General features: G+C 55.0%; 8 protein-coding genes. 7 read left to right on the top strand and 1 reads right to left on the bottom strand.

Features of this window, described 5'->3' with window-relative positions; translation table 11 throughout:
- Positions 1–9: 9 nt before the first annotated feature.
- Positions 10–1116: a BMP family ABC transporter substrate-binding protein gene (locus tag LKE28_05010; protein MCH3907606.1), complete on the bottom strand. Its 1107-nt coding sequence runs from the start codon at positions 1114–1116 to the stop codon at positions 10–12.
- A gap of 859 nt (positions 1117–1975) precedes the next feature.
- Between LKE28_05010 and LKE28_05005 the strand changes: the two genes are divergently transcribed.
- The 7 genes from LKE28_05005 to LKE28_04975 all read left to right on the top strand — a co-directional run bounded on the left by LKE28_05005 (position 1976) and on the right by LKE28_04975 (position 12002).
- On the top strand, positions 1976–3373 hold the full coding sequence (locus LKE28_05005; protein ID MCH3907605.1) for an SLBB domain-containing protein: 1398 nt from the start codon (positions 1976–1978) through the stop codon (positions 3371–3373).
- Positions 3370–5901: a polysaccharide biosynthesis tyrosine autokinase gene (locus LKE28_05000; GenBank protein ID MCH3907604.1), complete on the top strand. Its 2532-nt coding sequence runs from the start codon at positions 3370–3372 to the stop codon at positions 5899–5901. The genes LKE28_05005 and LKE28_05000 overlap by 4 nt, the downstream gene beginning before the upstream one ends.
- 171 nt (positions 5902–6072) lie before the next feature.
- Complete coding sequence (gene pyrB, locus LKE28_04995) at positions 6073–7680, top strand: aspartate carbamoyltransferase (protein ID MCH3907603.1); 1608 nt, start codon at positions 6073–6075, stop codon at positions 7678–7680.
- A 23-nt stretch (positions 7681–7703) separates the two neighbouring features.
- Positions 7704–8387 (top strand): orotate phosphoribosyltransferase, encoded by a 684-nt coding sequence (locus LKE28_04990; protein ID MCH3907602.1) that lies wholly within the window; start codon positions 7704–7706, stop codon positions 8385–8387.
- Positions 8384–9238, top strand: a complete 855-nt coding sequence (gene pyrF / locus LKE28_04985) for an orotidine-5'-phosphate decarboxylase (GenBank protein MCH3907601.1) — start codon at positions 8384–8386, stop codon at positions 9236–9238. The genes LKE28_04990 and pyrF overlap by 4 nt, the downstream gene beginning before the upstream one ends.
- A complete protein-coding gene (locus LKE28_04980) occupies positions 9235–10938 on the top strand; it encodes a dihydroorotate dehydrogenase (protein MCH3907600.1) in 1704 nt (567 codons plus the stop codon). Before pyrF ends, LKE28_04980 begins: the two co-directional genes overlap by 4 nt.
- A complete protein-coding gene (locus LKE28_04975) occupies positions 10935–12002 on the top strand; it encodes a dihydroorotase (GenBank protein MCH3907599.1) in 1068 nt (355 codons plus the stop codon). The genes LKE28_04980 and LKE28_04975 overlap by 4 nt, the downstream gene beginning before the upstream one ends.
- Positions 12003–12010 lie beyond the last annotated feature (8 nt).

Genomic DNA, 12010 nt, shown 5'->3' with positions numbered 1-12010 from the left:
AAAGCTTGGTTATTTCACGGAACCGATGACTCCGTCGACGAACCAATCCATCGTCAGCATCTTGTCATCGCTCATCTTCTCTCCATCATTCTGGCGAACCGCACCGGTGTTGTCGGTCAGCTTGCCCCAGAAGACGTCGAACGTACCCTTCTTCAGCTCTTCCGCCTTGGCCTGTACTTTGGCCTGGAAGTCAGCAGGTACCTTCGGAGAAATCTCGGAAAGGTAAACGATGCCCTCGGCGGAACCGCCCCAGTAGGCCTGCGAAACGAACTTCCCATCAAGGACGCTCTGGATGGCGGGGATCACGTACTTGGACCAATCCCACTCCGGAGAGCAGAGCACGTTGTCGTCCTTCAGGACGGCGCGGAAATCAGCGTTGTAGCCGATGGCGTACTTGCCACGCTCCAAAGCCGCTTTCGCAGGCTCGGTGGTGTCCTGGTGCTGGGCGATCAAATCAACGCCCTTGTCCAGAAGCGCGACGGCCGCCTGGCGTTCCAAGGAAGGATCATACCATGTGTTGGTCCAAACCACGGTAACGGTGGCTTTCGGGTTGACGCTGCGTGCGCCCAAGGTGAACGCGTTGATGCCACGGACAACCTCAGGAGTATTGAACGCGCCGACGTATCCGATGTTGCCGGTGGGGGACATCTTGCCGGCGATCATACCGGAGAGATACCGGATCTGATACATTCTTCCGAAGTAGTTCGACATGTTCGTGTCGTTCTTCAGGTAGCCGGAGCAGTGCTCGAAATACGCCTCGGGATGAGCGTTGGCGACGTTGAGCATGTATTGCTGATAGTTGTACGAAGTGGCGAAGATCAGTTTGCAGCCCTCATCAAGCAGCTGCTCCATGGCTCGTTCACTCTGTTCGTTCTCGGGAACGCTTTCCATGCGGATGACCTGAATCTTGTTCCCGAAGTATTCTTCGGCTTTCTTCGTCCCAAGGTCATGCACATAGGTGTACCCCATGTCCCCGACAGGACCGATGTAGACGAATCCAACCTTCAGCGGCTGGGCTTCCGTCTTTGCGGGCGCCGTGCTCTCGGATGCGCCCTGGGCGAATCCGATTGAGCAGACCAATGCCAACATAAGCATCACGACGGTCAGTTTCTTCATTTCTTTCTCCTTCAGAAACGATTGCACGAGACGGTTCAAATTATAGAGGAGACAAACCTCCTCTGTCAAAACAATATTGTTATAAGCTTAGAAAAAAACAAACCTATTTGTCAGTAGTGGATATTGACGTTATGTGAATGTTTTTGCGCCTTCATGTGATGAAAAAACAAAATGAAGAGAGAAATATGCAACCTTTGGAACGCGCAGTTGTTTCCTGAGTTGTATGGGTATCATTGATGCTGGGATTCTGTCTCCAGCACCCTTTTTTTCATGACGGGAGAGCATTGGTATTCCACCCCGAAAAGCTGAGGGGTGTCGTCAAATGGGTGAAGGAGAAGGGGATGATACCGTGTGATGGAATGAATTGTTTGCCAGATGATGCTTGGAGCAGAGGAAGAAAACGTTTTTTCTTCATGTCCGTTTGTATATGTGATGTATTGATAAAGAGAAGCGGACTTTTGGGAAAACTGAAAAATGAGCTTTATTATTTGTTTACGTAAGTAAGTAGTTTTGAAGTAAGGAGATAGTGACGTTTACCATTCGGAATTGGGTAGGGTGACATACTTGTTAATCCGGTAAAGAAGGGTTATGGTAAAAGTCTCGATTTCTTTGAAAGCCTAAAGGATATCCGATGAAAGGAAAGAAAATTCTTTTTTTCGCTGTGTTTTTGATGTGGGCCTATGTGCCTCTGTTTTCAGCCTCCCCCGTTGCAAACCAGCCTGTGGGGTTGGTGGTTCGTTCTCCTTTGTACGGAAGTGAAACGACCGGTACAGCTGTGGATATCATACCATTTGGGACTTTCTCTGAACAACTTGGGTTGTCAACGACCGTACAAACTTTTTCAGGAACGGCGACGGAATTGCAGCAGCGGATTCTCATGGCCGTCAGTGATGTTTCATATCCGATTACCCCGGGGGACACGTTCCGGCTTTCCTACACGGATAGTGTCAACCGTATCGTCACCGATCTTCAGGTGGACAGCAATTACACGGTGGATATTCCTGCCATGGGGACAATTGACGCCAAAGGTATGACGCTGCCCCAACTGAAAGAAAAAATCTTTGCGCTGGTGGGGACATACTTTGCGTTTTCAAATCCCCAACTGACGATGACGGGAACGGGTTCGTTCTTTGTTACGGTGAAGGGTGAGGTGAATTCCACAGGTTCGTATCCGGCATGGGGGTTGTCCCGTCTCTCCTCCGTGGTATCCGACGCGACCAATTTCGCTTCCAGCAGAGATGTGGTTGTCAAGTCTCTGGATGGAACGGAACGCCAGTATGATCTCTATAGGGCGCTTCGCAAAGGCGATCTTACCCAGGACCCGCTCCTGAAGGCGGGTGATGTGGTGACGGTGGGGCGCGCCGATCGTATCGTGACGCTTTCCGGCCGTGTGTTCCGTCCAGGAACCTACCAATTGCTCTCCGGTGAGAACCTGAAGGATCTGGTGACCACCTATGGTGGTGGCCTGATGCCGGGAGCGGATATCCAGCGGATTCGTGTTCAACGGTTTGACGGCAATACCTCGCAATGGAACGCCGAGTACGTCGATCTTCTGGAAAGGGACAGTTCACTTGTCTCCTATGACCAGGTAATCGTTGATTCTGTCGAACAGACAACAGGAAGCGTGACGATTGAAGGCGCCATTCGGAGTGACGAGGCGTATGACGCCACAACCTCAACGGCGATTGTCGGACAGGCCAGTGGTCGGATTTTCTACCAGTTCTATCCTGGGGAAACACTCCAGCAGATGGTTCGTTCCCTGCAGGGACGGTTGATGACCTCCAGCGACTATGAGCACGCGTCATTTATTCGCAACGGGAAAAAACAGACGCTGAATCTCAAGAGCATGCTTTCCGGCATGGACACCAGTGAGCCGTTGGTCTTGCAGACGAACGACCAACTGATCATTCCGTTCGCGCAGCGCTTTGTCACCGTCACCGGGGCGGTCACCCGGCCGGGTACCGTACGCGTATGTCCCGGACAAGACGGCGGATTACTACATTGCCCTTGCGGGAGGCGTCACCACGGATGCCTACAAACCGATTTCCGTCAGTGTGACGGATGGAAGTGGAAACAAGATGCGTTCGGATTCGATTGTGGGGAAGGAGTACAGCGTCAAGGTGAAAGAGAATACCTTTGTGAGGGATCTCGCGCCAACAGTAGCGGTCATCGGTCTGGTGAGTTCCGTTCTGTCGATCCTGTACTATTCGGTGTTGACATACAAAGGCGTAAGCAGTTTGCAATAGGCGGAACATGAACGAACAAGAAAACAATACCATGGCATATGAAGAGGAAGGCATCTCCCTCTCTGAACTTTTTGGCATTCTGAAGAAGTATATCGGATGGTGTATCTTCGGTTTCCTGATCGTCGTCGGTATAGGGATCGCCTATGTGATGACGGCTATTCCCCAGTACGAATCCTCAGCGACGATTCTGGTCAACCCCATTCAGGAAAGTTCCACAATGGACAGCCTGCTTTCGGAAAGTTTTTCCAATGGGACGAAAAAGATCGCAACGGAAACGGAATTGCTCTCCAGTTCATTGAATATCCAACGTACTCTTGATCAACTCGATTTGAGTTCATATTTCAACCATGACGGTATTCCGTACAGCGATCCTACGGTGCTTGGTGGTCCGGGAGCGGTGGAGTCGCTGAAAAAGCGTCTGACCGTCACCACGGTGAAGGACACCAACTTGGTCAAATTGACCTTTACCGACAGTAATCCCCAGTTCGCCCATGATTTCACCGAGAAACTGTGCCGCAGCTATGATGTGATCCTCACCGATATCGCACGGAATTCCAAGAGCGCCCAACGGCAGTTCATCGAAAACCAGATTCCGGAGAACGATGCCGAATTGAAGAAGGCGACCGATGCGCTGGGGAATTTCCGCAAAGCCAGTGACATCATCCAGCTGACCGACAAAACCTCGCTTCTGGTCAGTGGAGACGTGTACTACCAGATGAAGCTTGAACCGTTGCAGATGGAGTATCAGGAAGCGCAGATCGGCATCGCGCAGTTCCAGAAGGGATGGGCATCCGCATTCTCCACTCCGTTGCCGACGGTAGAGGAGATCAAGCAGGACAAAGAGATCACCTCGTTGTTGGGTCGCCTGAATGATCTGCAGGAAGAGCTGACCATGTATGAGGCGGTCGCAGCGCTGAACATCAGCGGGAGCGCCAACGCCGGTGGCACCGGTACGGTGCTCGGCATGAACGCCGCTGCCGTCAGCAGAACCACCCAGACGCAAACACGGACCAACGACCTGAACAATTCAATCCTCCAGGTGAAAAAGCAGATTCTGGATCGGATCGGGGTGATCTGTGGCGTGAAAGGGGCGGACACCTATTATCAGTCGGTGTCCAAACTTCTCTCCACGGAAGTATTGATTTCCGTGTTGCAGAGTCGAGAAAAAGTATACAGCGATGAACTTTCCAAACTCCCTGACCTGCAGACCCAGCTGGCTGATCTGGAACGGGAAGTGAAGGTGTATGAGTCGGTTGGACTGAAACTTCGGGATATGCTGCAGGAGACCAAACTGGTGGAGGCGGCCGTCAACAGTAACGTCACGGTGATTGACGCGGCGTCCATGCCGATCAAACCGGTCAAGCCAAACAAGATGTCGATTCTCGCTGTTTCCGCTCTGCTCGGATTGGCGTTCGGCGTCCTTCTTGCATTGTTGATCAACTCCCAGGATGATACGATTTCCACCATTGAAGAGTTGAAGAAAACGCAGGGAAAGGACATCCCGATGCTGACATGGATACCGTTCTTCCTTCCGAACCAGAAGTCCAAATATCCTACGCTGGTGGTGTACAACCAACCGCTTTCCTTCCAGGCGGAACGGTTCAAGTTGATCGCCAATCTGTTCTACACCAACAAACCAACGGGAAAACTGCTGTCCATCACCAGTTGCGGTATGGCGGAAGGAAAGAGCACCATCATCACCAACATTGCCGTATCCTTGGCGGAAATGGGCAAAAAAGTGTTGCTGGTTGATGGTGACCTCCGGCTCCCCAGTTTGATGCCGTTCTTCAAGCTTGATCCAAAGGATGTCAAGGGAATGGTGGATGTCGTGATGGGGCAGGAGACCTTGGACAAGGTCATTCTCATACCCATCGCCGATATCCCCAACCTGCATCTGCTTCCCAGCGGCACCAAGCCGTTGGTTCCGTCGGCCATCTACACCAATCCCGCCATGAAGGAAACGTTGCAGGGACTGGAGAAACTGTATGATTACATTATCATTGACGCACCTCCGCTGCTCCATGCGTCCGAACTTCTCACGATTGGCAATCTGGTTGACGGTATGTTGATCGTTGTCCGTTCTGAAGTAACCACAAAGAGCGGATTACGTGAGTTGATCGACACGTTCAATTCCGCCAGTATTCGTATTTCCGGAACGGTGCTCAATGCCTGCGGACGCTCCGCGCTGGTTTCCGCCAACGGAAGTTCCCGGTATGGTTCCTATGCGTACTCTTACTACGGCAAAGGGTATGGCTACGGTTATGGTGATGGTACTCCCCAACAGAGACATACTTCCCGTTGGTACAAGATACGGTATCGGAAGGATGTGAAAGCAAGAAGCAGCGTCAAGGGGGCACTTGGGACGGCTCCGTTGGCGTTCCCCGAGGGAATGCCGGAAGAGCAGTTCGAGACGCCGGTATACAATCCGTTGATGCATTCGCTTCACACCAGCGCGACGATGCATGATGATCCTGACAGCCTTGCTGGGTTGAATGCCATTGAGAAGGATCCCTCCGCCAAAGGTGGAAAAGGGCACTGATCCTCTGGACAATCTTCCTTGTTCTTGGTACCGTAGCGTCCAAGGAGACAGACGTGGGCGGATGGTGTGATGTTGTGCGGATACCATTGCAGGGTGTCTGTTTCCATTTCAGATGAAATGTCAGGGAGCCGGTTTTTTCCGACTCCCCTTTTTTTTGGAGGAACGAAGCGTATGGCGGAAAGCAATCTGTTTGCGTCACGGTCCTTGTGCGAGATCTCTGATCTCACCATCGACGAGCGGAAGTACCTGTTTGGACAAGTACGCACCTTGAAGAAGGCGATTCAGGAAAACGATGAGGCCACGATGGACCGGTATCGGGTGAAACAGCCGGATTTCGGCATCTACGAGGTGTTTTTGGAAGACAGCACCCGCACCAAGGAGAGTTTTCGCAACGCGGCGGATTTTCTCCAGGTGAAGGTCAACGAACTGAACACCACCGTCTCCTCCATCAACAAAGGGGAGAGTTTCGCCGATACGTTCCATACGCTTGCCGGATACCACAACTGCATCTTCATCATCCGCAGCAAGGTGGAAGGCCTCTGCCGCTGGCTGAAGGAGGATTGCAGCGCCTACGCCAAGCGCAACGGACTGCCGTACACCCCAGCGTTCGTCAACGCCGGAGACGGCCGGCATGAGCATCCCACCCAGGAGTTGCTGGATGAGTTCACCATCCTGGAAGACAACGGATTTGACTATGACGACCTGCACATCGCCCTGGTTGGCGATCTGTTCCACGGCCGGACCGTCCACTCCAAGGCGGATGGCCTGAAACTGTTCTCCCACGTCAAGGTGGATCTCATCGCGCCACCGGAGCTGCAGATGCCGGACAACTACCGCATCAAGATGGAGGAGAATGGATTCACCGTACGCGTCTTCAGTTCCATCGAGGAATACCTGGCGCAGAAGGACATCAGCGCCATGTGGTACTTCACCCGGCCGCAACTGGAGCGGATGGGCGAGCAGATCCTGCAGAAAGCGGACATGCTCCGCTCTGCCATCACGTTCCGCAAGGAATTCATGGACAAACTGCTTCCCGGTACAAAATTCTACCATCCGCTTCCCCGGCACAAACTCCATCCGACCATCCCGACGTTCCTGGACAACACGCCGCTGAACGCGTGGGAGCGGCAATCCATCAACGGGATGTATGTCCGCATCTGCCTGCTCTCCTTGATCGCCGGCCAGATCGGCGGGGATTATGTGCCTCCCGTTGCTCCGGACACATCGGAAGAGGAGGATTACATCGTTCAGGTGGATCTCTCACGCCATCCGGTGAAGGAGAAGATGGTCAGCGAAGGTGTGCACCCCATCAAGAATGGCATCGTCATCGACCATATCTGCCGGGGGGACAGCCCGTCGGAGATACGGGACCACATGCGGTTGATCAGCAGGGTGCTCCACCTGGATGAATCCAAAGGCGGGGAGTGGGTGTCAAACGGACACAAAGAAGGGGAGGAGAAGACCTACAAGGGAATCATTTTCCGTCCTGACGCGCCGGAACTGGACAGGAAAGACCTGAAACGCTTGGCTGCCGTCGCTCCCGGGTGTACGCTGAACATCGTCAAGGATGGCAAGGTGGTACGCAAGTACCGGCTTCATATGCCGCCCCGCATCTACAACTTTGATGACCTGCAGTGTTCCAACGAGGCGTGCATCTCCAATCCCACTGAGTGCGAAGGGGTTCCGGCGATGTTCTACCGTACCAAGGACAACCAGTTTGAATGTGCCTACTGCGGACGTACCCATACGTTCAAGGAAATTTGGAAGAACGCCAAATAACGGCGAGGAAACGGGAGATAACCATGAGTGAAGACTATGCCGCCTTGCTGGCGGAAAAAGCGTTGGAGAACGGAGCCATCCGGCTCAGTCCGGACAATCCGTTCACCTGGGCGAGCGGATACCGGATGCCAATCTACAACGACAACCGGCAGTTCCTGGCGGATTGGAAAAGTAGGGCGATGATCGCTGACGCGTTCTGCGACTTGTTGGCGCAGACTGGCTACGACCCCCAGAACATCGCAGGGACATCAACGGCAGGCATCCCCCACGCCACCACGCTGGCCGATCGCCTGCACAAAAGCCTGTCCTATGTACGGAGTGCTTCCAAAGACCACGGACTGCATCAGAAGATCGAGGGGTTGGACGCGTCGGGGAGCTATCACCACGCAAAGGTGTTGCTGATCGAGGATTTGATCTCCACCGGAGGCTCTTCGGTGGACGCGGTCACTTCCATCGTGCAGGCGGAAGGCTCGTGTGATTATTGCTTCGCCATCTTCACCTACGGACTGCAGGCAAGCACGGACGCGTTCGCCGCGTTACTCCCTGCCTGCACATTGAAAACCATTCTGGACTATCCTACCTTGTTGTTCCACGCAGAGAAGCGGGGATACCTCACCTCGGCGCAGGTGAAGACCCTTGCCGCGTGGCGAGAAGATCCCTTTGGGTGGGGCGAGGCCAACGGATGGCCGAAGGAGGAAAAGAAATGACCTACCAAGAACTGCTTTGCACATCGGCAAAAGATGTCGGCAACTGCACCTGCATGGGGCTGGATCCCCAACTGTCCTGTCTTCCCGGCGAAGACAGTGAACCGGTCCGTGACCGGCTCAACACGTACTACCGCCAGCTGTTTCGCCGGATGAATCTCTCCGGGTTGGCCCCTGCGGCGTTCAAACCGAACATCGGGTTTTTCGCCCTGCTTGACCATCCGCGGGAAGAGGATTTCTCCGGTTCCCAGGCGCTCAGTGATGTGCTGGACATGGTGGAGAATTTCTTCCCCGGTATTCCGGTGATTCTGGACGCGAAGCGGGGGGACATCGCCCGCAGCAGCCAGAATTACGCCATTGAGGCGTTCGATGTCTGGGGAGTGGACTCCGTCACCGTCGCTCCGTATATGGGGACGGATTCCGTCTCTCCGTTCTCCGCCTATGGTCCGGAGAAAGGGGTGTACGTCCTGAACCGGACCAGCAATCCCGGAGGAAAAGACCTGCAGGACCTGATCTGCGGCGATGGTCCGTTGTACCTCCAGGTGGCGCGTCTGATCCAGACATGGAAGACCGGCGCCGTGGTGGGGGCGACCAACATGCAGGAGTTGGGAGACTTGGTATCGTTCTATCAGAAATCCCCCGTACCCCTTCTGATCCCCGGAGTGGGGAGCCAAGGAGGATCGGCAACCCAGGTGATGGAGGTGCTCCGTTCCCACGGGTATCCGTTGGAGCTGGTGCGCATCAACAGTTCCAGTGGCTTGACCCAGCCGTGGAAGCATGGTCCCGCCCCTGAGGATTGGCTGGATCAGTGCATCGCGGCGATCCGTACCCTTACCGAGGAGACGGCCCTGTGAATCCCTTCGCTTCCCTGAAATCCCTTACCGGAAGGATTCCGTTGGCCACCGTCAGCGGAGTGGCGACGACCAATGAGGAGATGATCCGGTATTTTGATCGGGAGATTCCTGATGTTGATCTCATCACGACGAAAAGTTTCCAGGTCGTGCCAAACCCGGGGAATCCCGAACCGGTGATCTGCGAAACCCAAACCGGTTGCTTCGGCAACTCGGTGGGATTGAAGAATGTCGGGATGAAGGAAGCGCAGGCGGAGTTGAAACGGCTGCGAGGAGAAAGGATGCGTGCCTTGCTGAATGTCTCCCTTTCGGCAAACAGTCCCGAGGACTTCATCACGTTGATCCGTACCCTCTGCCCGTACGCTGACCTGGTCGAACTGAACTTCAGCTGCCCTCACGCGGCAAAAGGGTATGGGGCGTCCATCGGCTGTGACGCGTCCATCGCATCGATGTACGTACGTACCATCCGGAAAGCGATCCCGGATCTTTCCGTCCCGCTGTTCGTCAAGCTGACCCCCAATGTGCCGGATATCGGGTCCATCGCCAAAGCGGTGATGGAAGCCGGCGCTGATGGCATCACCGCCATCAACACCGTCGGTCCGGTGGAACACCGGGATCCAGACAGCGGCTATTCCATTTTGATCAACAAGGTGGGAGGCAAAGGCGGAAAAAGCGGTCGTTGGGTGAAGGAAGACGCGCTTCATGCGGTCCGCGCCATCCGAAATGCCGTCGGAGCCGATATCCCGATCATCGGTATGGGAGGCGTATCCACCGGAACGGATGCCGCCGCCATGGTGCAGGCGGGAGCCGATGTGGTCGGCATCGGCAGTGCCCTGGGCATGGTGAACCAACAAGAGTGGCCACGATACCTGGAGGCGGTGGGAAGCGAGGCGTTTGCCATGCTCCATGGAGAGAATCCCGTGCTTCGAAGTGAGGGATACCTCCGTACGGAACGCAAAATGGCTTACCGGCGTCATCGCATCGTGGAAAAAGAGACGTATGGCCCGGATACGGTGATCCTCACGTTGGACGGGGAACTGCCCAGCAAGGCGGGGGAGTTCGTGTTCCTGTGGATCCCTGAGGTCGGTGAGAAACCGTTCAGTGTGGCGACGACCAGCCCGCTGCGGTTCATCATCAAGGACAGGGGTCCGTTCACCAAACACCTGTGCGCGCTCAAAAAAGGGGATGAACTGTTCGTCCGAGGCCTGTATGGCATGCCGGTGGCGGTGAAGCAAAGCCGGCACGCGTTGCTCATTGCCGGGGGGACCGGAGTGGCCGTGCTGCCGATGCTCTGCGACGAGCTGAAGAAGCAGGGAACGGACATTACCATGCTGGTGGGGACCAGCGTGCCGGTTTCCGGTCCTGGCCTGTTCGAGCCGGTACTCAGTCCGTACGGCTCATTCCACACCGTAGCGGATGACGGTGTTCCTGGTCGGGTCCTCGGCTTGTTGGATACGATGGATATTCCCAGGGATACGGCCGCCTACCTGGTCGGACCGACGAAATTCATGGCGATTGCGGCAAAGAAGCTGGTGGATCGCGGGGTTCCGTCGGGGATGATCAGCGTGTCACTGGAGAAAATGACCCGCTGTGGCATTGGCCTGTGCGGAGAATGTGCCGTCGGAGATCGTCTCGCCTGCCAGTGGGGGACGTTCATGGAGTATGACTGGCTCATGTCCAACGCCAAGGAGCTCCTCAGATGATCGATCCTCATGTGCATCTTCGGGATGGTGTCCAAGCTTCCAAGGAAACGATTTTGCACGGTTTGACCGTTGCCTCACGCTGTGGCTTTGATTGGGTGTTCGACATGCCCAACTGCAATCCTCCTTTGACGGGAACGGAGGCGATCCAAGCCCGTCTGGAGATGGGACGAACTGCGGAGGAGCAGGTGCTTGCGCAGACGGGTCGTCCCATCCGGTATTCCGTCTACGCGGGGTTGATGGCCGATGAGCAAGCAATCAAGACCGTGGTGGATGCATGGAGGAAGTGGTTTCCCCGTGTAGTGGGTTTGAAGCTGTTCGCCGGCAACTCAACCGGCAATATGGGTCAGGTCACCGAGGAAGCCCAACGGAAGGTGTACCGCACACTCTCCCGATTGGGATACACCGGAGTGCTTGCCGTCCACTGTGAGAAAGAGAGCCTGCTCCGTCCGGATCTTGAAGATCCGTCGGATTTCTCTTCCCATTCTCTGGCCCGTCCCATTGAGGCGGAGATCGCCTCGGTGAAGGACCAAATACGCTTTGCAAAGGAAGAAGGATTCCAGGGGGTGCTGCACGTCTGCCACCTCAGCGTCGCCGAGTGCCTGCCGTTGATCGAACAAGGACGGAAGGATGGGCTGCGGATCACCTCGGGGGCGACGGCCCATCATCTGTTGTTGAATGCAGACGACGCCAAGGATCATCGGCTGTATGCCAAGATGAATCCTCCTCTTCGGGATGAAGCCCATCGGGCCTTATTGTTCCAGGCACTCTGTGATGGGAGGATCGACTGGGTGGAGAGCGACCACGCGCCCCATACCATCCAAGACAAGGAGAAGGGAGCATCGGGAATTCCCGGTTTCTCCGGTTCCCTGTTGCTGCTGGACCGCCTGTACCGGGAAGGTGTTCCTGAATCCCGCATCCGTTCCCTGTTCGGAGAACGGGTCAGGGAAGTGTTCGGATTGCCTTCCATGGACATCACCATGGTTTCTCCCTCGGATTGCCGAAACCGTTCAGATGCCGTTGCAACCGCCTATCCGTATGATAGTTTTCTTAAATATCGTTCTTGATACGGAAT

Origin of the sequence: Sphaerochaeta sp. (assembly GCA_022482495.1) — a bacterium.
Taxonomy (GTDB): domain Bacteria; phylum Spirochaetota; class Spirochaetia; order Sphaerochaetales; family Sphaerochaetaceae; genus RUG023.
The sequence above is the reverse complement of the archived record's forward strand: the minus strand, read 5'-3'. Positions and strand labels throughout refer to the sequence as shown.